This is a genomic window from Kitasatospora sp. NPDC002551 (assembly GCF_040296005.1).
GTDB lineage: Bacteria > Actinomycetota > Actinomycetes > Streptomycetales > Streptomycetaceae > Kitasatospora.
The window spans coordinates 72,356-96,030 of the sequence record NZ_JBEOWI010000036.1 but is presented as its reverse complement, the minus strand read 5'-3'; the positions used below and the strand labels follow the sequence as shown (position 1 = coordinate 96,030).

Here is a 23,675-nt window from a genome sequence, read left to right as displayed (position 1 = left end):
TACGCCTCCCACACCTCGCACGTCGAGTCGATCGAGGACGAACTCGCCGGGCTGCTGGGCGCGGTGAAGCCGCAGCCCGCCGCCGTCCCGTTCCTGTCCACGGTCGAGGGCCGCTGGCTGGAGGGCCCCGAACTGGACGCCGGCTACTGGTACCGCAACCTGCGCCGGACCGTTCAATTCGGTGACGCCGTCCAGGCGTTGGCCGCCGCCGAGTACCGGGCGTTCGTCGAGGTCAGCGCCCACCCCGTGCTCGCCCACGGCATCGTCGAGGCCCTGGAGGCGGCCGCCGTGCGCGAGGCGGCCGTCACCGGCACCCTGCGCCGCGACGACGGCGGCTGGGACCGCGTGCTGCTCTCCGCCGCCGAACTCCACGTCCACGGCGTCCCCGTGGACTGGTCGGCGACCTACGCCGGCGCCGCCGCCCTGCGCCCCGCCGACCTCCCCACCTACCCCTTCCAGCACCGGCACTACTGGCTGGAGTCGGTGCCCGTGACGACCCGCACAGGAGAACCCCCCGTGGACACCGCCATCGACGACACCACCACCGAGGACACCCCCGGCGCCGCGCTCGCCCGCCGGCTGGCGGACCTCGGCCCGCAGGAGCGCGACGCCGTGCTGGTCGAGGTGATCCGGGCGGAGGTCGCGGCCGTCCTCGGGCACGAGGGCCCGGACGCCGTCGGGGCGGACGCCGTCTTCTTCGACATCGGCTTCGTCTCGCTGACCGCCGTCGAGCTGCGCAACCGCCTCCAGAACGTCACCGGCCTCGACCTGCCCGCCCTGCTCGCCTTCGACCAGCCGACCCCGGACCGCCTCGCCCGCCACCTGCGCGAGCTGCTCGACGAGCAGTCCGCCGAAGGGAAGTGACCGTCGTGTTCGACACCGCCGCCTACCTCAAGGCCCTCGACTACGACGGCCCGCTCGACCCCACCGCCGCGACGCTGCGCGAGCTGCACCGGCGCCACCTGATCGCCGTCCCCTACGACTCCTCCCTCAACACCGGCCGGGGAGAGGCCCTGTGGGCCGGCGTGGACATCGACCTCGACGCCGTGTTCGACGCCGTCGTGCTCGGCGGCCGGGGCGGCGTCTGCTACGAGCTGAACGGTCTCTTCCTCGCCCTGCTCCGTGAACTGGGCTACGAGACGGGGCTGTTCTCGGCCGGGATCCGCCAGGTCGACGACAGCTTCGGCCCGGACCTGGAGCACGTGCTCGGCTTCGTGCGGCTGGACGGCGAGACCTGGCTGGTCGACGTCGGCTTCGTCGGCCCGTCCTACCTGGAACCGCTGCGGGTGGTGCCCGACGAGGTGCAGCCGCAGTTCGGCACCGACTTCCGGATCGTGCGCGGCGACGGCGGCCACCACGTGGTCCAGCGCCGCGGCCGGGTCGGGGACTGGCGCGCCGTCTACCGCTTCCACCCGCGGCCCCGCGCCTTCGCGGACTGGCTGGTGCCCTCGCCGGAGCTGGACCGCTTCGCCCGGGCGCTGGCCGGCTCCGGGATCGTGGTGCGCGGCCGGGCCTTCGAGGGCGGCCAGCGGATCCTGATCGGCACCCGGCTGGTGGTCGTCGAGGACGGCACCGAGCGGATGAGCGGGCTCGCCGACCCGGAGGAGCACGCCCGGGTGCTCGCCGACATCCTGCGGAAGGGCACGGCCGCCGCATGACCGCCGCACTCTCGACCGGCGCATCCTCGACCGCCGCATCCCCGGCCGGGACCGACACCGACGTCGCGATCGTCGGCTACGGGCCGGTCGGCCAGACCGCCGCCCTGCTGCTGGCCGCCCGCGGCCACCGGGTCACCGTGCTGGAACGCTTCCCCCGGCCCTACCCGATGCCGCGCGCGGTCTCCTTCGACGGAGAGTCCGCCCGCATCCTCGCCGCCACCGGCGTGGGCGCGGCGCTGGCGGAGCACGTCGAGTCCTCCCGGGACTACGTCTGGCACACCGCCGACGGGCGGACGCTCTTCCGGGTGGACGTCGAGGAGGCCGGCCGCGCCGGCTGGCCGGACTCCAGCTCCGTCTACCAGCCGGGCCTGGAGGCCGCGCTGGCCGCCCACGGCGAGCGGCTCCCGAACCTGCGGGTGCTGCGCGGCCACCGGGTGACGGCGCTCGACGACCGCGGCGACACGGTCGCCCTCACCGTCGAGGGCCCCGGGGAGGGCACCACACTCACCGCCCGCTGGGTGATCGGCTGCGACGGGGCGAACAGCGTGGTGCGCGAGGAGGCCGGTTTCACCGCGACCGACTTCGCCTTCTTCAACGACTGGCTCACCTGCGACGTCGTCCCGCACGACGGCCGGGCGTTCGAGCCGAACAACCTCCAGGTCTGCGACCCGGCCCGGCCGCGCACCGCCGTCTCCGCCGGGCCGGGCCACCGGCGCTGGGAGTTCATGCGGCTGGACCACGAGCCGCCCGAGGAGTTCGGGAGCGAGGCCAACGTCTGGAAGCTGCTCTCGCTGTTCGACATCGGCCCCGGCAACGCGACCCTGCTGCGGCACGCCGTCTACACTTTCCAGGCCCGCTACGCCGACCGCTGGCGGCGCGGCCGGGTGCTGGTCGCCGGGGACGCCGCGCACCTGATGCCGCCGTTCGCCGGGCAGGGCATGTGCTCGGGCTTCCGGGACGCCGCCAACCTCGCCTGGAAGCTCGACCTGGTGCTCACCGGCCGCGCGGGCGAGGGGCTGCTCGACAGCTACACCGCCGAGCGGCGCGAGCACGTGCGGCACGCGCTGGCGATGTCGATGGACCTCGGCAAGGTGATCTGCCAGACCGACCCGGCGGCGGCGCGCGACCGCGACGCGGTGATGCTGGCCGCCCAGGAACGCGCCCGGCGCGGCGCGCAGGTCGGCGCCGCCCGCCCGCGGACCCCGGTCCAGCCGCTCACCACCGGCCTGCGGCACGGCGGCGCCCCGGCCGGCGACCTGGTCGTCCAGGGGCGGGTCACCGCGGCCGGGCGCCCCGCCGACCGCTTCGACGACGTGGTGGGGCGCGGGTTCGTGCTGCTCGCCACCGAACCGCCGCGGACGCTGCTGACCGACGGGGACCGCGCGTGGCTGGCGGAACTGGGCGGCCACGCCGTGCAGGTGGTCGAGGCCGGGAACGAGGAGCCGCCGCCGGGCGCGGTGGCCGACACCGACGGTGTGTACCTGCCCTACCTGGCGGCGGCCGGAGCGGTCGCGGTGCTGGTGCGGCCCGACTTCTACGTCTACGGCGCGGCCGGCGACCGGACGGCGCTGGCCGCGCTGTTCGCCGCCCTGCGCGCCGACCTGGCGGCCTGAGGCGCCGTCCGAACCACCCCGCCCGCCGGGGAACCGCCCACCCGGGCGGTTCCCAGGCGGGCGCCGTCGTCCCACCACCGTTCGTCCCGCCACCGTTCGTCGTCCCGCCACCGTTCGTCCCGCCGCCGAGGACGCGCCCGGACACGCGGGCGGCCCGCCCCCCGTCCGCGTCGGGGAGCGGGCCGCCGGCCCTCGGGAGCGGCCGTCAGACCGCCACCGGAGCCCGCCGGGCCGGGCGCTCCAGCAGGATCTCCGCCACGATCCGCGCCAGGTCGACCGTCTGCCGGCCGTTCAGACGCGGGTCGCACCCGGTCAGGTAGCGCTCCGGCAACTGCTCCTCGCGCAGCTCCTCGCGCCCGCCGAGGCACTCGGTCACGTCGTCGCCGGTCAGCTCCAGGTGCAGGCCGCCCGGGTGGGTGCCGAGCGCCCGGTGCACCGCGAAGTAGCCGGTCACCTCGGCGGCGATCCGCTCGAAGCGGCGGGTCTTCAGCCCGGACGCCGCGACCTCGGTGTTGCCGTGCATCGGGTCGCAGAGCCAGACCACCGGGTGCCCGGCCGCCGTCACCGCCTCCACCAGCGGCGGCAGGACGTCGGCCACCCGGTCCGCGCCCATCCGGCTGATCAGCGTCAGCCGGCCGGGGACGCGGTCCGGGTCCAGTGCCTCCGCGTAGGCGACCGCCTGCTCCGGGGTGGTGCCCGGGCCCAGCTTGAGGCCCAGCGGGTTGGCGATCCGCCGGGCCAGCGCCACGTGCGCGCCGTCGAGTTCCCGGGTGCGCTCGCCGATCCACAGGAAGTGGCCGGACAGGCCGTAGCCGTCGCGCACCAGCGGCACCTCGTAGTCGAGCAGCAGGGCCTCGTGGCCCGCGAACAGCTCGGTGCGGGTCGCGGCGGCCACCGACTCCAGGACGCCGAGCGCCTCGCCGGCCCCGGCGTAGGCGGTGAGCATCCGCTCCGGGTCGGGCGTGCGCGCCCCGGCCGTCGCGGCCTGGCCGTTGACGATGTCGCCCCGGTAGGCGGGCAGGCCGTCCGGGCCGACCGGGCTGGAGCGCGGCTTGGCGTACTGCCCGGCGACCCGGCCGACCGGCACCACCGGCAGCCCCGAGGCGACCTCGAACAGGGTGGCGCAGTGCAGCAGGGCGTGCAGGTTGGAGCGCACGTGCTCGGCGGTGTTCCCGGCGAAGGTCTCGGCGCAGTCCCCGCCCTGGACGACCAGGGCCCGGCCGAGCGCGGCCTCGGCCAGCCGCTCGCGCAGCCGGTCCACGGCGGCGGGCCGCACCAGCGGCGGCAGGGCGCCGAGCGCGGCGCGCACCTCGCGCACCCGCTCCCGGTCCGGCCACTGCGGCTGCTGGCCGGCGGCCCGGCCCGCCAGGGCGCGGGCGAGCGCGGGCCCGGTGTCGTCCTGTACGAGGGGTGTGGTGGTCATCGGTGTCATCCCGTCTTCCTCAGGTTGGCCCACAGATCGGCGGGCAGGTCCTTGCGTCGGCGGACCCCGAGCTTGCGGTAGACCCGGGTCAGGTGCTGCTCCACGGTGCTCGCCGTGACGTAGAGGCGGCCGGCGATCTCGCGGTTGGTGTAGCCGAGCACGGCCAGCGAGGCGACCCGCCGCTCGGACTCGGTGAGCGCCCCGACCCCGCCCGGGTCGGGGGCGCCGTCGGTGGCCGGGCCGCTCTCGCCGAGGTCCGCCGAGACCGAGAGCAGCTCCTGGGCGAGCGGGTGCATGGCACACATGGTCGCCACGTGCAGGGCCTGGCGCAGCAGGAGCCGCGCCCGGCGCTTGTTGCCGGCCGCCTGGTGCACCCGGCTCAGGTCGGTGAGCACCCGCACCTGCTCGTACCGGTCCCCGGCCGCCTCGGTGAGGTCGACGGCCTCGGTGAGCAGCGGCCCGCGCCGCCCGGGCGGGCCGGCCGCGGCGAGCAGCCGCAGCGCCGGGCCGCGGGTGTGCGGCAGGTCGGCGTCGGCCCGGCTGAGCTGTTCGTGGATCAGCCGCCAGGCGCGGTCGCGGTTGTCCAGCCGCAGCCAGGCGTCGGCCGCGTGGGTGCGCCACGGCACCACCCCGGCGCCGTCCAGGCCCCAGGTGCGCAGCAGCTCGCCGCAGGACAGGAAGTCGGCGAGCGCGGCGTGGCCGTGGCGGGTCGCCAGGTAGTGGTCGCCGCGGGCGAACAGGTAGTGCAGCCCGTAGAGGCTCTGGAACATCGTCTCGCCGACGGCGTGGCTGAGGTGCTTGGCCGCCGACCGGTGCTCGCCCATCCGGCTCTCCGCCGTCACCAGCGTGCCCAGCGGCAGGCCCACCGCGATGCCCCAGGCGGCGGGGCTGAGGTGGGTCAGCGCGGCCCGGCTGCTCTCCGCCGCCTCGGCCAGTTCGCCGAGGCGCAGCGCCGACTCGGCGTGCGCGGCGGCGTACCGGGCCGTCGCGGTCGGGGCCTCGCGGCGCGTGGCGGCGGTCAGCAGCCGCTGGCTCCAGAGCGCCGCGGTGTCGGCGCGCCCGGCCTGCAGCAGCACCCGCAGGGCCAGCAGCGCGGCCTCCTCGGCCCAGATCGTGCGGCCGTGCAGGTGGGCGTCGTGCAGCACCTGCCGGGCACGCTCGACGGCCTCGCCGGCCCGGCCGCGGGCCAGTGCCCCGGCCAGCGCGCCGGCCGCCCGCAGCTGCGGGTCGACGTCCGGGGCCACCGCGTGCCGCAGGTCGGCGGGCAGCGCCGGGAGGCGCCGGCCCCGGGCCAGGCCCGGGTGGGTGTAGGCGAGCCAGGTCTCGGCGTCGCGCAGCGCGCCCGTCTCGGCGGGGGCGGCCGGTGCGGCGGGGCCCGCCGGTCCGCTCCGCGCCCGCAGCAGGTCCAGGACGGCCAGCGCCTCCTCGCCGCGCCCGTGCCAGAGCAGCTGCCGGACCAGGACGAGCGCCTCGGCGAGCCCGAGGTGCCCGGCCCGCACGGCCGCCGTGAGCGGCACCAGGTGACGGGCCGCCTCCGAGGGGTTGAGCTGCCACTCGGCCTGCGCCAGCCGGTGCCGGAGCACCGCCCGGTCGGTCTCCTCGGCGGCCTCCTTGTGGGCCAGCCGCAGGCAGGCGACGGCCGTGCGGTGGCGGTGGTCCAGCAGCGCGTGCTCGGCCGCCTCGCTCAGCGCGGCCACCGCCCACGGGGCCGGCGCCCGGCCGGCCTCGACCAGGTGCCGGGCCACCTCGGCGGCGGGGCCGCCCGCCTCGTGGGCCAGCTGGGCGGCCCGCAGCCGCAGGTCGGTCCGCTCGTGCGGGGCGAGGTCCTCCAGGACGGCGGTGCGCGCCGCCGCGGTGCGCAGCCGCCCCTCGCCGTCCAGCAGTCCGGCGGCGCTGAGCGCGGAGCGGATCCGGCCCACCGCGTCGGCGCTCTCCCGCTCGCCCAGCAGCCGGGCCACGTCCTCGGCCGGGGCGTCGTCGCCCAGCACGGCCTGCGCCTGGACGACCCGCAGCACGCCGGGCCCGGCCCGGTGCAGGCAGTTCAGCAGGGCGGGGCCGTAGCGCGGTTCGGGCTCGTCGGCCCGGTCCAGGTGCTCCTCGACGAGGGCGTGCAGCAGCAGCGGGTTGCCGCCGGCCACGTCCACCAGCCCGGGGCCGCGGCGGCGGGCCGGTTCCTCGCCGAGGCCCTCGGCGACCAGCCGCAGCGCCCCGGCCCGGGACAGCGGGGCCAGCGTCAGGCGGTGCGCGTGCGGGTGGCGCAGCAGTTCGGCGTGCACCCGGCGGCGCGCCGGCCAGGCGGTGCCGCCGTCGGTGAGCACCAGCAGCACCCGGCTCTGCGGCAGGTGCCGCACGAGGTGGCGCAGGAAGTGCAGGGACGCCTCGTCGGCGTGGCCGATGTCCTCGACGCAGAGCAGCACCGGGGTCTCGGCGGCCACCGCGAGCAGTGCCGCGGTCAGGTCGCGGCAGGCGCGCAGCAGTTCCACCGCCGGCGGGCCCGCCGGGTCGTCGCCGGCGTCGCCGGCGGCCGCCTCGGCGAGCACGGCCGGGTCGGCCGCCGCCGCCAGTCGCTCGGCGTGGCCGGCCGGCCAGGCGGGGGAGCGGGCGATCCGGTCGGCGACGCCGAACGGCAGGTCCCGCTCCTGGGCGGAACAGTCGGCGCCGACGACCAGGACCCCGCGCCCGGCGGCCCGGGCGGCGAACGCCCGCAGCAGCGCGCTCTTGCCGCTGCCCAGGGGGCCGTCGAGCAGGGCCACCCGGCCCGCGCGGCCGAGACAGTCGGCGAGCAGGTGGTCGAGTCTGTCGATGTGCGCGTCACGTTCCAGCAGGGCAGGCACCTGGTACCCCCGACCTCATCTCTTGTGGATCCGGCCGCCGGTTCTCCCGACGGCCCCCCGGGGCTGCGGCGACGGCCGCCCGCTCCCGGTCGGTCCCATCATGGGGACACCCCGCCCATCGGCCGGGAACTGGCCGCCCATGGGCGGGGCATTGCCGTCAGGGCCGCCGGGCGGGGGCCGTGAAATGCCCGGGCGGACCGCCGGCCCGGCTTGCCGGCGGTATGCCGGGGCGGATTTGACGGGCGGTCAATGGAGAACCCGGGCCGCCCTGATGTACCATCGGGAACATTCTTCGGAATGGTGTTTTCCGGATTCGCCGAGAGTCGAGGGGGCAGGGTGCGATTCAATGTTCTGGGGCCGCTTGAAGTGCTCTCCGACGGCTCCGAGGTGCCCATACGCGGCCTTCAGCAGCGGGCGCTGCTGGGTGTTCTGCTGCTCCGCGCGAATAGCGTGGTGGGAATCAACGAGATAATCGCGGCGCTCTGGGGCGACGATCGTCCGTCCACGGCCCGGAAAATGGTGCAGAACTCGGTGGCCGGGCTGCGCCGGGCATTCCAGGCGGTTCCGGCCGGGCCGGGCGGGAATGTCGCGCTGAATACCACTGTGCCCGGTTACCTGCTCAAAATCGACCCGGCACAGCTCGATCTCACGGAATTTCATGAGCTTGTCACATTGGGTCGGGCCCGGCTGGCGGCCGGCGCCTGGGCGGAGGCCTCGGAGCTGCTGCGCCGGGCGCTCGGCCTGTGGCGCGGCCCGGTGCTCGCCGACGTGACCGAGGCCGGGCTCAACTGGCCCGAGCTGGCCGCCCTCCAGGGCACCCGGCTGGCCGTCCACGAGGACTGCATCCAGGCCGAGTTGGCGATGGGGCGGGACCGCGAGCTGATCGGCGAACTGGAGCACCTGCTGGAGGCCGAGCCGACCCGCGAGCGGCTGGTCGCCCAGCTCATGGTGGTCCTCTACACCTGCGGGCGCCAGCCCGAGGCGCTGGAGCGCTACCGGCGCACCCGGGACCTGCTCGCCGACCGCTTCGGCCTGGAGCCCGGCCGGGACCTGCGGCGGCTCCAGCGCGCGATCCTCAGCCACGAGCCGGTGCCGGCCCTGCGGCTCACCGGCGGCACCGTCCCGGAACCGGCCGCCGTGCCCCGGGTCCCGCAGCCGCTCCCGCCGTCGCCGTCGTACCCCTCCGCGCTCCGGACGGTGCGGCCGGCCGCGGAGCGCGTCCCCCCGCAGCCCGCGCCGCAGCACCGCCCCCGCCCCGCCGCGCCCGCCGTCGCCGAGGCGCCCGCCCCCGCCGGGGCCGTCCCCGGGCACGCCCGGCGCCCCGTCTGGGAACGGGTCGAGCGGCGCCGCGCCAGCGTGGTCATGGTCCGCGCCCAGTGGCCGGCCGGGGGCGGCGCGCTCGCCCCCGAGCGGATCGACCACGCCATCAAGGAGCTGACCGCCGACATCCGCCGGGAGACGGAGCCGTTCGACGGACTGGTGCGCCGCGCCTTCGGCTCGGTGTGGCTGGTGGTGTTCGGCGTCCCGAGGGCCCACGAGGACGACGCCGAGCGGGCCCTGCGCGCCGCGCTCGCCCTGCGGCGGCACTTCGCGGCTCCCGGGACGGCACCCGGCGCGGGCCCCGAGGCGGTCCCCGCCCCCGGCAGCGAGGCCGGCGCCGCCCGCCCGGTCACCCATCTGGTGGTCGGCAGCGGCGAGGTGGTGGTCACCTACGACGCCGAAGCGCCCGAGCCGGTGGAGGTCACCGGCGAGGTCCTGGACGCCTGCCACGACCTGCTGCTGCGGGTCCCCCGGGGCGAGCTGTGGGCCTGCGCCGCCACCGTCGGGGCCGGCGGCGCGGACCTCGGATTCGCCCCCGTCGACGGCACCCCCGGCGTCCACCGCCTGACCGGCGGGCGCCCCGCCGGCCGGGCGCTGCCCGGCAGCCCCGCCGAGCCGCCGTTCCTGGAGCGCACCCATGAGCTGAACCTGCTGCGCGGCGCCCACCAGGACGCCGTCCGCCGCCAACTTCCGCACCTGGTCACCGTGCTGGGCGAGCCCGGCATCGGCAAGACCAGGCTGATCCGCGAGTTCACCGCCACCCTGCCCGCCGCGCCGGACCGCCCGGCCCCCCGGGTGCTGCACGCCGGCACGCCCGCCTTCGACGCCCACACCCCGTACGAGCCGCTCGCCGGTGTGGTCCGCGCCTACGCGGGCATCCGCCCGGGCGCCCCGCCCGCCGTCGTGCTGCCCGCGCTCACCACCGTGGTGCGCGCGCTGTTCCCGCACGCCGCCGCCGACCGGGCCGTCGCCGCGCTGGCCGCCTGCCTGGGCCTGCCCGCCCCGGCCGCCGCCGCGGGCCGGCCGGTCCCCCGGGAGGAGGTGCTGGACGTGCTGCGGCAGTTCATCGAGGAGGCGGCCGCCGAACGCCCGCTGGTGGTGGTGCTGGACGACCTGCACCGCGCCGCCGGCTTCGTCCGCTCCTTCGTGGAGGAACTCACCGTCCGGCTCGGCCCGGTGGCCCTGCTGATGGTCGCCGGCGCCCGCTCCGAACTCCTCCACAGCACGCCGTCCTGGGGGTGCTCCAAGCGCCGCTCGGTGCTGCTGCACGTGGCGCCGCTGTCCACCGCGGCCACCGCGACCGTCGTCGGCGCCGCCGCCGGGCGTGCCCGGCCCACCCCCGCCGATGACCGCCGCGCGGTGCTCGCCGACGGCAACCCGCTGTTCGCCCAGGCCTACGCCCGCACCCCCGCCACCGGCGCGGGCCCGGCCGCCGGGCACCCCGAGGCCGTGCTCGCCATCGCCGCCGCCCAGCTCGACGGCCTCGACCGGACCGCCCGCTCGGTGCTGCGCGACGCCGCCGTGGTCGGTACCACGCTCTGGCGCGGGGCGGTGGCCGCCGTCAGCCTGCGGGACACCGAGGAGGTGGCCCGCGTCCTGGAGGCGCTGGAGGCCCGGGAGCTGCTGCGCCGGGTGCGCCGCAGCGGCGTGCCCGGCGACGTCGAGTACGCCTTCCGGCACGCCGTCAGCCGGGACGTCGCGCTGGCCCAGCTGCCCGGCCGCGTCCTGGTCGAACGCCACCTGCGGGCGGCCGCCTGGGCGGGCCTGCTGGAGGTGCCCCGGCCCGGCCTGCTGGCCTTCCACCACGACCGGGCGATCGCCCTGGCCGAGGCCGACGGCACCCCGGTGGAGACGATGGAGCGCCGGGCCTGGGAGGCCCTGGTGGCGGCGTCCGCCCGCGCCGCCGCCGCGGGCGACGACGCCCTCGCCGTCCGCTGCCTGGACCACGCCCTGGACCGCTGCCCGCCGGGCGAGCCCGAACGCGTCTGGCTCGCCACCCACCACCGGCGCATCCTCGACAGCCTCGGCCCCGCCCGCGCGCGGCACCTCACGCCCGGGCGCTGACCCCGGCCGGGACCGGCAGCGTGTCGGCGATCTCCCGCACCCGCTCCAGCGAGCGGATCTTCTCGTCGGCGTCGGTGACGTTGTTGGTCACCATCAGCTCGTCCGCGCCGGTGCGCTCCAGCAGGTCCGCCAGGGCGCGGCGGACCTCCCCCGCGTCGCCGACCGCCTGGGCGCCGAGCAGCGCGTCGGCGGCGGCCCGCTCGGCGTCCGTCCACGGATAGGCCTGCGCCTCCTCGACGGTGGGCAGCGGCGCGGTCGGCGCGGCGCCGTCGAGCCGCAGCACCGGGAAGAGCGCCGGGGCGGCCAGCCGGCGCGCCTGCTCCGAGGTCTCGCCGCACACCGTGAAGGCGGTGACGATGGCGTGCGGGCGCTCGGCCCGGGCCGAGGGGCGGAAGTTCTCCCGGTACGCCCGCAGCGCCTCCTCGGTGCCGCGCGAGTTGAAGAAGTGGTGGGCGAACGCGTACGGGAGCCCGCGCCGCCCCGCCTCCACCGCGCTGCGCACGCTGGCGCCGAGCAGCCAGGCCTGCGGCGGCCGCGGCGGCTGCGGCAGCGCCTCCAGCCGGTGGTAGGCGTGCCCGGCCGGGAAGCCGTCGCCGAGGAAGCGCAGCAGCTCCTCCAGAGCGGCGGGGTAGTCCTCCTCGGGCGCCCGGCGCAGGGCGTGGGCGAGGACCGGGTCCGCGCCGGAGCGGCCGATGCCGAGGTCGACCCGGTCGGGGAAGAGCGCGGCCAGCGTCCGGAAGGCCTCCGCGACGGCGTAGGGCGGGTGGTTGGGCAGGATCACCCCGCCCGCGCCGATCCGGATCCGGCCGGCGCGCTCCCCGAGGGCGGCCAGCAGGACGGCCGGGACGGACCCGGCGATACCGCGCGAGTTGTGGTGCTCGGCCACCCAGAACCGGGTGCAGCCGAGCCGGTCGGCGGCCTCCACCAGCCGGCGGGTGCCGGCCAGGGTGTCGGCCGGGCGGCCGGCCGTGTCGATGGACGAGATGTCCAGGACGGACAGGGGGATCGGGGGCGTGCTGGTCATGCCGGGGTGCTCCTTCTCGCGGGGGTCACGCGTACCAGGTGGGCCGGGGGGTCTCGCCGTGCAGGAGGTGGCGCCCCACCGCCCGGGCGCGCGCCGGGTCGTCGTCGTGCGCCCGCCGGGCGCGGGCGTCGCGCCAGTGGCGGTCCAGCCCGGCCGCCGCCCGGGTGCCCCCGGCGCCCGCCGCGGCGGGGGCACCGGCGGTGACCGCCTCGGCGGCCTCGCCGGCCTGCGCGGCCAGCGCCGCCACCCGTACGGCGTGCCGGCCGCGCTCCTCCTCGGTCACCGTGCGGCGGCGGGCGTGCAGGGCGTCGGCCTCGGCGCCGACCGCGTCGGCGAACGCCTCCACCGCCCAGAGCCGGGAGGCGAGTTCGCCGAACCGCCGGTCCGCCTCCGCCACGGCCGGGTCGGCCTCCTGGTCCCGCGCCCCCTGCTCGCGGACCTGACGGGCGGCGGCCTCCAGCGCCCCGCGGGCGGCGCCGATCAGCACATTGGCCCGGGCGAGCTGGAAGGCCGGGGCGAGGAAGCCGTTGTAGACCCGGGGCACGAAGGTCTTGTCGACGTGGCCGAGCGCTCCGGTCCACGGGATGTCCGCGGAGTCGGCGACGACCGTGCCGGCCACCAGCGCGCGCAGCCCGAACTCCTCCTCGGCGGGCTCGAAGGACAGCCCCTCGTGGGCGCTCATGGCGAGCGCGCTGATCGGGGTGGCGCCGTCCTCCAGGTGGCCCTCCAGGATGGTGATGTCGGAGACCGGGTGGCCCAGGACGCGCTCCAGCCGGCCGTGGAAGTGCATGTGCCCGCCGGTGTCCCGGATCACCAGGGGGGCCGAGCGAGGCCGCGCCGAGCCGCTGAAGAACCACCGGGCGCGGGCCGCGACCTCGCCGATGTGCTGGATCTTCTCCTCGGTCCCGATGAACTCGGCGATGGACACCCAGACGTAGTGGTGGGCGAGCAGTTCGGCGACCGAGGCGTCGGCCGCAGCCAGGACGCGCACCACCCGGTGCGCGGTGGACCAGTCCTGGCCGCCGCCACCGTGCTCGACCGGCCCGAGCAGGGTCACCAGCCCGGTCTCCTTCAGCAGCCGGATCTCCCGCACCGGCGCCGCGCCCTCGCGGTCGCGCCGGGCGGCCCCGGGCGCCAGCTCCCCGGCCACCGCCTCGGCCCGCCGCAGCCACTTCTCGGCCCCGCCGGGGGCGGCCTCTGTCGTCGTGTCGGTCATTTCTCCCACTTCGTGATGTGCTCGTGCTCGCCGTCGTGCCCGCCGGCCCGCTCGCTCTCGTGCCCGGTGCCGCGGGCGTCCCCGGCCGTACCGGGCGGCAGCCGCAGGACGGCGTCCAGCAGGGCCCGGGTGTACGGGTGGGCCGGGGCCGTGAAGATCCGTTCGGTGTCGCCCTCCTCGACGACCGACCCGCCGCGCATGATCAGCACCCGCTCCGCGACCTGCCGCACCACGGCCAGGTCGTGGGTGATGAACAGCAGCGCGATGCCCGTCTCGCGCCGCAGCCGGTCCAGCAGCTCCAGCACCTGCGCCTGCACCGAGACGTCCAGCGCCGACACCGGCTCGTCGCACACCAGAACCTCGGGACCGGTGGCCAACGCCCGTGCGATGGCGACCCGTTGGCGCTGGCCGCCGGAGAGCTGGTGCGGCCTGCGGTCCAGCAGCTCGGCCGGCAGCCCGACCTGCGCGAGCAGCTCGGCACTGCGCCGGGCCCGCTCGGCGCGCCGCAGTCCCGGCAGCCCCTCGCCGACGATCCGCGCCACGGTGAACCGGGGGTCCGCCGAGGCGTACGGGTCCTGCTGGACGAACTGGACCGCGGGCCGGGCGGGGCGCCGCTGCCGTTCCGGCAGCGCGGACCAGGGCCGCCCGTGCAGCAGCACCTCCCCGGCGTCCGGGCGGGTGAGGCCCATCGCGACCCGCGCCAGCGTGGTCTTGCCCGAGCCGGACTCGCCGACCACGCCCAGCGCCTCGCCGGCCCGCAGGGTGAAGGCCACCTCGTCCAGCGCCCTCGGCCCGCCCGGGGCGAAGGACTTCACCAGCCCCCGCCCGGCGAGCACCGGCGGCTCCCCGGAACCGGAGTCGGTGTCGGAACCGGTGTCGGAACCGGTGTCGGAACCGGTGTCGGGGCCGGACGCGGCCGAGGAACCGGGCCGCCGGGCCGCCGGCCGCCCCGAGGGCACCGCGGCCAGCAGCATCCGGGTGTACGGGTGCTCCGGGGCGGACAGCACCCGCCGCGCCTCCCCGCTCTCCACCGCCTCGCCCTGCCGCAGCACCAGCACCCGGTCCGCCAGCTGCGCCACCACCGCCAGGTCGTGGCTGACCAGCAGCAGCCCGCGGCCCTCGTCCTTGAGCCGGCCGAGCAGCCGCAGGATCTGCGCCTGGACGATCGCGTCCAGCGCCGTGGTCGGCTCGTCGGCGACCAGCAGCGGCGCCCCGGCGGCCAGCGCGGAGGCGATCAGCGCGCGCTGCCGCAGCCCGCCGGAGAGCTGGTGCGGGTACTGGGTGCGCCGGGCCTCCGGCTCCGGCACGCCCACCTCGGTCAGCAGCTCCACCACCCGGGCCGCCGTGCCGTCCCGGCCGGCGCCGCCGTGCGGCCGGGCCGCCTCGGCGATCTCGGCGCCGACCGTGCGCAGCGGGTCCAGCGCGGTCAGCGCGTCCTGGAAGACCATCGCGACCTGCCGGCCGCGCACCGCCCGCCACTGCCGCTCGCGGTAGCCCGAGGCGTCCGCCCCGGCCACCTCCAGCGTCCGCGCGGCCACCCGGGCCCGGGCGCCGGCGAGCCCGATCAGCGAACGCGAGGTGACGGACTTGCCCGAACCGGACTCGCCGACCAGCGCCACGCACTCGCCGGGGCCGACGGCCAGCGACACCCCGTCCACGGCGGGCCGCGCCGCACCGGGGAAGGTGACCCGCAGGCCCTCCACCCGCACCAGGTCGCCCGCCTGCCGCGCCTCCGCGCCGGCCGTCGTCGGCTTCGTCTCCGTGGTCGTCATCGCACCGCCTTCAGATGGAGCGAACGGCCGATCAGGGTGGTGCAGACCACCACCGCCGAGACGGCCAGGCCCGGCGCGATCGAGATCCACCAGGCGGTCTGCAGGAAGTCCTTGCCGTCGGCGACCATCGACCCCCAGTCGGCCTCCGGCGGGACGGGACCGAGGCCGAGCACGCTCAGCCCGGAGCCCGAGATGACGGCCGAGCCCAGCCCGATGGAGGCCAGCACCACCAGCGGCCCGCCGACGTTGGGCAGCACGTGCCGCAGCACCGAGCGCCAGGCCGGCACCCCGAGCACCCGCGCGGCCTCCACGTACTCCGCGCGCAGCACCAGCCGGGCCTGCCCGCGCACCAGCCGGGCGTAGTTGGGCACCCCGGCGATGCCGATGGCGAGGGCGACGTTGACCGTGCCGCCGCCCAGCAGCGCCACCACGAGCAGCGCGAGCAGCAGTTCGGGGAAGCCCAGCAGCACGTCCACCACCCGCATCAGCAGGAAGTCGACGCGCTGCCCGCCGCACCCGGCGAGCAGGCCGAGCAGCGCGCCGCCGCCGACCCCGACCAGCGTCGCGCCGACGGCGATCAGCAGCGACAGCCGGGTGCCGTGCACCAGTCGCGACCACACGTCGCGCCCGAGCTGGTCGGTGCCCAGCCAGTGGTCCGCGCCCGGCGGGCGCAGCGCCGAGGCGACGTCGGTCGCCTCGGGGGCGTGGGTGGCGAACAGGCCGGGGAAGGCCAGCACGACGGCGACGGCGGCCAGCAGCACGAGCGGCGCCAGCCGCGCGGGCGAGCGCAGCAGCGCGCCCCGGCGGGCGGCGGCCGGGCGCCCCGGCAGGGCGGTGACGCTGCTCATGCGGGCCCTCCCTCGCGCAGCCGGGGGTCGATCAGCGGGTGGAGCAGGTCCACCGCGGTGTTGATGAGGACGAACGCCGCGCTGGAGATCACCACCAGCGCGCTGACCACCGGCAGGTCGCGCGAGCCGACGGCGTTGGCCAGCACCCGGCCCAGACCCGGGCGGGTGAAGATGTTCTCCACCAGCACCGCGCCGCCGAACAGGCTGCCCAGCACGAACCCGGCCAGCGTGGTCAGCGGCAGCAGCGCGTGCCGCAGGGTGTGCCGCAGCAGCACGGCGGTGGCGCCGAGGCCGCGCGAGCGCGCGGTGAGCACGAACGGGCGGCCGTCGGCGCTCTCCAGCTCCTGGCGGATCACCTGGGCGAGCACCCCGGCCAGCGGCAGCGCCAGGGCCAGCGCCGGCAGCACCAGCGCGGCCGGCCCGTCCGCCCCGATCGAGGGCAGCGCGTGCAGCTGGTAGGAGAACACCGTCAGCAGGATGATGCCCAGCCAGAACGAGGGCATCGAGACCATCAGCAGCTCGACGACGCCGGCCGCGCCGCGCACCGCCCGCCCCCGGCCGGCCGTCAGCACGGCCGCGAGCACCGCCAGCACCAGCGCGGTGACCAGCGCGGCGAGCGCCAGCTCGACGGTCGGCCCGAGCTGGCTGCCCAGCAGCCGCTCGATCGGCTCGTTCAGCTGGTACGACCAGCCGAGGCCGCCGCCCGCCAGCCGGGCGAGCTGGCGGCCGTACTGGACGAGCAGCGGGTCGTCGAGGCCGTTCTCGGCGATGACCTGGTCGCGCAGCGCCGGGGTGGCGGCGGCGCCCGGCCCGATGAGTCCGTCCACGATGTCGCCGGGGGCGAGGTGGAGGGCGAAGAAGGTCACCGTGAGCGTCCCCCACACCACCACCAGCCCCGCGGCCAGCCGCCGGGCCGCGAACCTGGCCCAGGGCGGCACCTGCCGGACGCGGTCGGCCACCTCAGGCCACCCCGATGCCGTAGAAGTCGGTGTTGGCGTCGACGTCCAGGGCCAGCCCGCTCACCTTGGGGTGCAGGGCGACGTCCATGGTGGCGATGTACGCCGGGAAGGAGTACGCCTGCTCGACGATCCGCCGCTGCACCTTGCGGTACAGCTCGGTCCGCTGCCCGGCGTCGACGGTGGCCTCGGCCTGGTCCAGCCAGGTGTCGATCTGCGCGTCGTGCACCCGGGCGCCGTTGGCGCCGCCGCCCCCGAACTGCTTCGTCGAGTGGTAGAGGCTCTCCAGCAGGCTGGGGTCGGAGCCCTGCCAGGCGAAGGCGAAGACGTCGTAGTCGCCCTTGCCGGTGCGCCCGATGGAGCCGGCGGAGTCCAGCGGCACCAGCTTCAGCTCGATGCCGACCTGCTTCAGCGCGTCCTGGACGCCGACGTCGAAGGTGTGGTTCTGGGCGGAGACGAAGGTCTGCACGTACGGCTGCTCGACGGTGAAGCGCTTGCCGTCCTTGGTGCGGTAGCCGTCGGCGTCGCGCCCGGTCCACCCGAGCTCGTCGAGCAGCCGCTCGGCCTTCTCCCGGCTGTACTCCCAGGCGGGCTTGGCGAGCAGCTCGTCGGCGCCGGGGGTGGAGGGTGCCAGCGGCCCCCAGGCCTGCTGGTACTCGCCCTGGAAGATCCCCTTGACGATGCCGGCGAAGTCGACGGCGTGGCGCACGGCCTGCCGGGCGCGCAGGTCGTCGAAGGGCGCCCGGGCGGTGTTGAGGTAGTAGGTGTAGGGCACGCCGGGCACCGCCTTGCGGACCACCTGGACGCCGTTCTGGCCGCGCAGCCCGGCCAGCCGGTTGGCCGGGATCAGCTCGGCCGCGTCGACCTGACCGGAGGTCAGCGCGCCGACCCGGGAGGCGTCCTCCTTCAGCAGCAGGACGACGATGCTCTCCAGCTTCGCCTGCCCCTGGTGGGCGGCGGTCGGCGGGGCCCAGGCGTAGTCGGGCCGGCGCTTGAAGACCGCCTGCTGGCCGGGCGTCACCGACTCGAAGGTGAACGGACCGGTGCCGACGACGAACCGCCCGCCCGAGGAGAGGTCGCCCGCGTGGTCGCGCAGCGCGGCGGGGGAGTGGAAGCCGAGGAAGGTGCTGCCCGCCGCGTTGAGGAAGGAGGCGTGCGGGGCCGTCAGGTGGACGGCCACCGTGCGCGGGTCGACGACCTCGGTGTCCCGGTACGGCCCGAGCAGGCCGGCCGCCCGCTTGGACGCCGTCTTCGCCGCGGTGACGTGGTCGAAGTTGGCCTTCACCGCCGCGGCGTCGAACGGCGTGCCGTCGCTGAACGTCACTCCGCTGCGCAGCGTGAAGGTGTAGGTCAGCCCGTCGGGCGTCACCGTCCACGACTCGGCCAGCCACGGCTTGACCGTCCCGTCCGGCGCCACCGCGACCAGCGACTCCAGCACCGGCCGCAGCAGCCGCCCGGTGACGGCGGTGGACGCGGCGTGCGGGTCCCAGCTGTCGGGTTCGACGGCGGCGCCGTAGCGCAGGGTGCCGCCGCCGCTCTTGGCGGAGGGCGGGGCGGAGGAGTCGGAGCAGCCCGCGAGGACGGCCGTGGAGAGGAGGCCGACGGCGGTGGCGGCGACCGGGAGGCGGAGGAAGCGGCGTCTGGTGTACATGGGTTCTTTCTCGATCCTGCGCGAAGCGGGGAAGCGGTGGGCGGCGTCGGGCGCCTGCCCGTCCGGCGGGGGCGGCGAACGGCGCCGGCCGCGGGCGGTGCGACGAGTCTGCTGGCTCCCGGCGGATCCGACCCCCCTGTCCGTCCCCCTATCAGGGCCCTGAACCGGGGCACGGGTGGTTTGGAGGGGTGCGGCCGTTCCGGGGGCCGGAACGGCCGCACCGGGACCGTCAGGTCTGCGGCACGGGGGAGTCCGCGGACGTGAGGTCCGGTCCGGGGGCGTCCTCGGCCCCGCCCGCGGCGGCGGGGGCGGACGCGGGGCTGCGCAGGACGAAGGCGGCGACCAGCACGCCGATCGCGACGAACACCGCGCTGAGCCCGTAGGAGAGGTGGAAGCCGCCGGTCAGCGCCTCCACCGGGCTCTTCCCGTCGCCGAGCAGGGTCGCCGAGCGGGAGGCGGCCACCGTGGCCAGCACGGCGGTGCCGATCGAGGCGCCGACCTGCTGGGTGGTGTTCACCAGGCCGGAGGCGATGCCGGCGTCGTTGGGCGAGCCGACCGACATGGCCTGGCCGATCAGGGCCGGCATGGCCGCGCCGAAGCCGAGGCCGAGCAGCACGAACGGCGGCACGATGTCGACCAGGAAGCTGCCGTCGCTCGGCACCCGGGCCAGCAGCGCGAGCGCGGCGGCCACCAGCAGCAGGCCGGCGACCAGCACCCGGCGCGGGCCGAACTTCTGATTGAGCTTCACCGCGAAGCCCAGCGAGACGATCGCGATGGTGACCGGCGCGGGCAGGAAGGCGAGGCCGGTCTTCAGCGCGTCGTAGCCCAGCACGTTCTGGAAGTACAGCGCGGTGCAGAACTGGTAGCCGAACAGGCCGGCCACCATCAGCACCATGATGCCGTTGGCGCCGGAGACCGCCCGGGAGCGGAAGATGTGCAGCGGCAGCAGCGGCTTGGCGGCGTAGGCCTGGCGGACCACGAAGCCGGCCAGCAGCACCAGCGAACCGGCCAGCAGGCCGAGCGTGCGGCCGTCGCCCCAGGTGTACTCCTCGGCCTTGATGATGGTGTAGACCAGCAGCATCAGCCCGCCGGTGGCGAGCACCGAGCCCACCAGGTCGGCGCCCTCGCGCAGTCCCAGCCCCGCTCCGCCGGGCACCACGCTCTGCGTCAGCACCAGCGCCACCAGGCCGATCGGCACGTTGACGTAGAACACCCACGGCCAGCTGAAGCTCTGGGTGAGCACACCGCCGAGGATCAGGCCCAGCGAGGCGCCGGCGGCGGACACGAAGGCGTACGCGGCCAGCGCCTTGGCGCGCTCCCCGCCGTCCGGGAACAGGGTGATGATCATGCCGAGGACGACGGCCGAGGCGAGCGCCCCGCCGACGCCCTGGACGAAGCGGAACACCACCAGCGCCGTCGAGGAGGAGGCCAGGCCACAGGCCAGCGAGGCCGCCGTGAACAGGCCCAGGCCCGCGCTGAACACCCGCTTGCCGCCCAGCAGGTCGCCGAGCCGGCCGGAGAGCAGCAGCAGTCCGGCGAACGCGATCAGATAGCCGTTCACCACCCAGGCCAGGCCGGACTGGGTGAAGCCGAGGTCGGTCTGGATGGTGGGCAGGGCGACGGTGACGATGGAGCCGTCGAGGATGATCATCAGGTTGCCGGTGCAGAGGACCCCCAGTGCCAACCAGCGTGACCTGGAAGGCTGGAGGGACGGCGGGGCGTGCGTGGTCATCGGAGGAGTCCTTCGGGGAATGGCCCGGGAGGGGCGCCCGGTGGCGCCCGCGCTCCCTGAGGGCACTTCTTGTTACAGCGCCCATCATGTGTGACCATCAAGTCCACCGTAAGGAGGCACTTTCATGTTCCTGGGGAACAGCGATGTGATCGACGAGGCCGGGGCGCCGCCCGCCGAACGCGAGGCCTGCACCGTCCTGGAGGCGCTCAACCGGATCAGCGGCAAGTGGGCGATCGGCATCCTGCTCAACGTCAGCCACGGCCCGGTCCGCTTCACCGAACTCGAACGGGCCATCCCCGGCATCAGCCGCCGCATGCTCACCCTCACGCTGCGCAACCTCGAACGCGACGGCCTGCTGGAGCGCACCGTCCACCCGACCGTCCCGCCCAAGGTCGAGTACCGCGGCACCGAGATGGCCGCCGAGCTCTACGCCTCCCTCAAGGGCCTCACCGCCTGGGCGGAGCGCCACCGCGAGACCATCGCCCACTCCCGCGAGGCCTACGACCGCGAGCAGGGCGCCACCGGCACCGACCTCTGACCCGCCGCCGCACCCGCCGCACCCCGGGCCCCGCCGCCCGGGTGACCCGGCGGAGCGGCGCGGCCGGCCGGGGCCCGGACGGGGGAGATGATCGCCGCGTTCACGGGTGTCCACACCGCCGGAGGCGCACATGCGGATCCTGCTCGTCGCGAGCGCGTACAACAGCCTCACCCAGCGGATCCACGCCGAACTGCGGGACCGGCGCCACCCGGTGGAGGTCCACCTGGCCACCGGGGACGACGGCGCGCTGCGCGCGGCGGTGCGCCGGGCCGCCCCGGACCTGGTGATCGCGCCGATGCTCACCACCACGCTGCCGCAGGACGTCTGGTCCACCGTCACCTGCCTGGTCGTGCACCCCGGCCCGCCGGGCGACCGGGGCCCCTCCGCCCTCGACTGGGCGATCCACGAGGGCGCGGCCGACTGGGGCGTGACGGTCCTGCAGGCCGACGCGGTGATGGACGCCGGCCCCGTCTGGGCCTGGCAGCCCTGCCCGCTGCCCCCCGCCGCCAAGAGCGACCTCTACCGCGGCGAGGTCGCCGACGCCGCCGTCGAGGCGGTGCTGCGGGCCGTGCGGCGCTTCGCCTCCGGCACCCACACCCCGCGCCCGCAGAGCGGCCCCGACTGGCACGCGCCCGACCACACCCGCCCCTACCTGCGCCAGGAGGCGCGGCGGATCGACTGGGCGCGGGACGACACCGACACCGTCGTGCGCACGCTGCGGGCCGCCGACTCCCGGCCCGGCGTGCTGGACGACCTGCTCGGCGGGCAGTGGTACCTGCACGGCGGCCACCCCGAGCGGACGCTGCGCGGGCGCCCCGGCGAGCCGCTGGCCACCCGCGCGGGGGCGCTGTGCCGGGCGACCGCCGACGGCGCGGTCTGGATCCCGGAGCTGCGCCGCCGGCGCCGCCCGGGCGGCCCCGCCACGGTGAAGCTGCCCGCCGTCACCGCCCTCGGCGACACGCTGCCCCGGCTGCCCGAACTGCCCGCCCCGCTGATGCCGGCCGGGGACGACCCGGTCTGGTCGGACATCCGCTACACCGAGGACGGACCGGTCGGCCTGCTGCGCTTCTCCTTCCCCGGCGGCGCGATGAGCACCGGCCACTGCCGCCGCCTGCTGGACGCCTACCGCTTCGCGCTGACCCGGCCGACCGCCGTGCTGGTGCTCGGCGGCGGCCGCGACTTCTTCTCCAACGGCATCCACCTGAACGTGATCGAGGCGGCCGCCGACCCGGCGGCCGAGTCATGGGCGAACATCAACGCCATCGACGACCTGGTCGAGGCGGTCCTCACCACCACCGACCGCCTGGTGGTCGCCGCCCTCGGCGGGAACGCGGCGGCCGGCGGGGTGATGCTCGCGCTGGCCGCCGACGAGGTCTGGTGCCGCCGCGGCGCCGTGCTCAATCCGCACTACCGGCTGATGGGCCTGCACGGCTCGGAGTACTGGACGTACACCCTGCCGCGCAGGGTCGGCGCGGAGCAGGCCCGCCGGCTCACCGAACAGGCGCGGCCGGTGAGCGCCGCGACCGCCCTGGACCTCGGGCTGGTCGACCGGGTGCTGCCCTGCACCCCGCAGGAGTTCGGCGAGCGGGCGGCCCGGCTGGCCCGGCTGACCGCCGCCTCGCCGACGGTGCACGGCCGGATCGCCGCCAAGAAGGCCGCCCGCGAGGCCGACGAGCGCGCCAGGCCGCTCGCCGACCACCGGACGGCCGAGCTCGCCGTGATGCGCCGCCAGTTCTTCGACCCGCACGCGCCCTACCACGCGCTGCGCGCCGCCTTCGTCCGCAAGCTGCCCGCCCCCGCCGCCACGGTGTGACCCGGACGGCCCACCCGGATGGCGGCCGTTCGGACGCCGCGCCCGGCTGCGTGGACCGGCGGGAGCGGCCGGGGGCTGTTATGACAGTTCTGAGCCATATCGTCCGGCTCCCAGTTCCGAGGAGGCATCCTCATGGGTGCTGCAGCAACGAGCGCCACCGACACCGACGTGGTGCACATTCTCTGGATCAACGCCGGTCTGAGCTGCGACGGCGACTCGGTCGCCCTGACCGCCGCCATGCAGCCGAGCATCGAGGAGATCGTCACCGGAGCCCTGCCGGGCCTGCCGAAGGTCGCCGTGCACTGGCCGCTGATCGACTTCGAGTGCGGCCCGGTCCAGGGCGCCGACAACTTCGTCGAGTGGTTCTTCAGGGCCGACCGGGGCGAGATCGACCCGTTCGTCCTGGTCGTCGAGGGGTCCATCCCCAACGAGCGGATCAAGGAGGAGGGCTACTGGTGCGGCTTCGGCGACGACCCGGCCACCGGCCAGCCGATCACCACCAGTGAGTGGCTGGACCGCCTCGCCCCCAAGGCCACCGCGGTCGTCGCGATCGGCACCTGCGCCACCTACGGCGGCATCCACGCCATGGAGGGCAACCCGACCGGCGCCATGGGCGTGCCCGACTACCTCGGATGGGACTGGAAGTCCAAGGCCGGTCTGCCGATCGTCTGCGTGCCCGGCTGCCCCATCCAGCCCGACAACTTCGCCGAGACCCTGACCTACCTGCTCTACCAGCTGGCCGGCTCCGCGCCGATGATCCCGCTGGACGACAAGCTGCGGCCCGCCTGGCTGTTCGGCGCCACCGTGCACGAGGGCTGCGACCGGGGCGGCTACTACGAGCAGGGGCAGTTCGCCACCGACTACGGCACGCCCGAGTGCCTGGTGCGGCTCGGCTGCTGGGGCCCGGTCGTCAAGTGCAACGTCACCAAGCGCGGCTGGATCAACGGCATCGGCGGCTGCCCGAACGTCGGCGGCATCTGCATCGCCTGCACGATGCCCGGCTTCCCCGACAAGTTCATGCCGTTCATGGACCCGCCGCCCGGCTCGACGGTGTCGACCAGGGTCAGCCGCACCTACGGCTCGGTGATCCGCCGGCTGCGCGCGATCACCCTGGCCACGCTCGACAAGGAACCCAGGTGGCGCCACACCGGGCCCACCCTGACCACCGGCTACCGCCCGCCGCGGTGACCGGACGGGCCGCCGCGCCCCGTGC

At 76.4% G+C, this 23,675-nt stretch carries 17 protein-coding genes; 7 read left to right on the top strand and 10 right to left on the bottom strand.

Annotation, left to right across the window (positions count from 1 at the left end):
* From ABT093_RS27070 to mhpA, 3 genes are all read left to right on the top strand, one after another.
* Positions 1-864: acyltransferase domain-containing protein (locus ABT093_RS27070; RefSeq protein ID WP_350568896.1), on the top strand; the 864-nt coding region annotated here is incomplete at its 5' end.
* 5 nt (positions 865-869) lie between these two features.
* Positions 870-1,658 carry an arylamine N-acetyltransferase family protein gene (locus ABT093_RS27065; protein WP_350568894.1) on the top strand — a complete coding sequence of 263 codons (789 nt, stop codon included), beginning with the start codon at positions 870-872 and terminating at the stop codon, positions 1,656-1,658.
* Entirely contained in the window at positions 1,655-3,271 is a 1,617-nt protein-coding gene (gene mhpA / locus ABT093_RS27060) for a bifunctional 3-(3-hydroxy-phenyl)propionate/3-hydroxycinnamic acid hydroxylase MhpA (protein WP_350568893.1), read from the top strand. Before ABT093_RS27065 ends, mhpA begins: the two co-directional genes overlap by 4 nt.
* Positions 3,272-3,476: 205 nt before the next feature.
* Here the strand turns inward: mhpA and ABT093_RS27055 are convergent, their stop codons facing one another.
* From ABT093_RS27055 to ABT093_RS27045, 3 genes are all read right to left on the bottom strand, one after another.
* Positions 3,477-4,694 carry a 3-deoxy-7-phosphoheptulonate synthase gene (locus tag ABT093_RS27055; protein ID WP_350568891.1) on the bottom strand — a complete coding sequence of 406 codons (1,218 nt, stop codon included), beginning with the start codon at positions 4,692-4,694 and terminating at the stop codon, positions 3,477-3,479.
* A gap of 5 nt (positions 4,695-4,699) precedes the next feature.
* A complete protein-coding gene (locus tag ABT093_RS27050) occupies positions 4,700-7,528 on the bottom strand; it encodes a helix-turn-helix transcriptional regulator (protein ID WP_350568889.1) in 2,829 nt (942 codons plus the stop codon).
* Positions 7,529-7,774: 246 nt separating this feature from the next.
* Positions 7,775-8,188, bottom strand: coding sequence for a hypothetical protein (locus ABT093_RS27045; RefSeq protein ID WP_350568887.1), 414 nt, complete (start codon positions 8,186-8,188; stop codon positions 7,775-7,777).
* A 12-nt stretch (positions 8,189-8,200) separates the two neighbouring features.
* Here ABT093_RS27045 and ABT093_RS27040 point away from each other — a divergent pair, with 12 nt between their 5' ends.
* Positions 8,201-10,912, top strand: a complete 2,712-nt coding sequence (locus ABT093_RS27040) for a BTAD domain-containing putative transcriptional regulator (protein ID WP_350568885.1) — start codon at positions 8,201-8,203, stop codon at positions 10,910-10,912.
* On the opposite strand, the gene ABT093_RS27035 is transcribed toward ABT093_RS27040, so the two are convergent.
* From ABT093_RS27035 to ABT093_RS27005, 7 genes are all read right to left on the bottom strand, one after another.
* The gene (locus ABT093_RS27035) at positions 10,896-11,936 is read right to left on the bottom strand and encodes an LLM class flavin-dependent oxidoreductase (protein WP_350568884.1); all 1,041 of its coding nucleotides are present in this window, start codon (positions 11,934-11,936) and stop codon (positions 10,896-10,898) included. The two genes, ABT093_RS27040 and ABT093_RS27035, sit on opposite strands and share 17 nt — an antisense overlap.
* A 25-nt stretch (positions 11,937-11,961) precedes the next feature.
* A complete protein-coding gene (locus ABT093_RS27030; protein WP_350568882.1) occupies positions 11,962-13,152 on the bottom strand; it encodes an acyl-CoA dehydrogenase family protein in 1,191 nt (396 codons plus the stop codon).
* Positions 13,149-14,924 (bottom strand): dipeptide ABC transporter ATP-binding protein, encoded by a 1,776-nt coding sequence (locus ABT093_RS27025; RefSeq protein WP_350568880.1) that lies wholly within the window; start codon positions 14,922-14,924, stop codon positions 13,149-13,151. Before ABT093_RS27025 ends, ABT093_RS27030 begins: the two co-directional genes overlap by 4 nt.
* Entirely contained in the window at positions 14,921-15,772 is an 852-nt protein-coding gene (locus tag ABT093_RS27020; RefSeq protein ID WP_350568879.1) for an ABC transporter permease, read from the bottom strand. Before ABT093_RS27020 ends, ABT093_RS27025 begins: the two co-directional genes overlap by 4 nt.
* A complete protein-coding gene (locus tag ABT093_RS27015) occupies positions 15,769-16,731 on the bottom strand; it encodes an ABC transporter permease (protein ID WP_350568877.1) in 963 nt (320 codons plus the stop codon). The genes ABT093_RS27020 and ABT093_RS27015 overlap by 4 nt, the downstream gene beginning before the upstream one ends.
* Position 16,732: 1 nt before the next feature.
* Entirely contained in the window at positions 16,733-18,379 is a 1,647-nt protein-coding gene (locus ABT093_RS27010; RefSeq protein WP_350568876.1) for an ABC transporter substrate-binding protein, read from the bottom strand.
* Between the two features lie 229 nt (positions 18,380-18,608).
* The gene (locus tag ABT093_RS27005; protein ID WP_350568874.1) at positions 18,609-20,111 is read right to left on the bottom strand and encodes an MFS transporter; all 1,503 of its coding nucleotides are present in this window, start codon (positions 20,109-20,111) and stop codon (positions 18,609-18,611) included.
* 124 nt (positions 20,112-20,235) lie between these two features.
* Here ABT093_RS27005 and ABT093_RS27000 point away from each other — a divergent pair, with 124 nt between their 5' ends.
* The 3 genes from ABT093_RS27000 to ABT093_RS26990 all read left to right on the top strand — a co-directional run bounded on the left by ABT093_RS27000 (position 20,236) and on the right by ABT093_RS26990 (position 23,650).
* Entirely contained in the window at positions 20,236-20,649 is a 414-nt protein-coding gene (locus tag ABT093_RS27000; protein ID WP_350568872.1) for a winged helix-turn-helix transcriptional regulator, read from the top strand.
* Positions 20,650-20,779: 130 nt separating this feature from the next.
* On the top strand, positions 20,780-22,462 hold the full coding sequence (locus tag ABT093_RS26995; RefSeq protein WP_350568901.1) for an enoyl-CoA hydratase-related protein: 1,683 nt from the start codon (positions 20,780-20,782) through the stop codon (positions 22,460-22,462).
* A gap of 132 nt (positions 22,463-22,594) precedes the next feature.
* Positions 22,595-23,650 carry an NADH-quinone oxidoreductase subunit B family protein gene (locus ABT093_RS26990; protein WP_350568870.1) on the top strand — a complete coding sequence of 352 codons (1,056 nt, stop codon included), beginning with the start codon at positions 22,595-22,597 and terminating at the stop codon, positions 23,648-23,650.
* Positions 23,651-23,675: the final 25 nt, after the last annotated feature.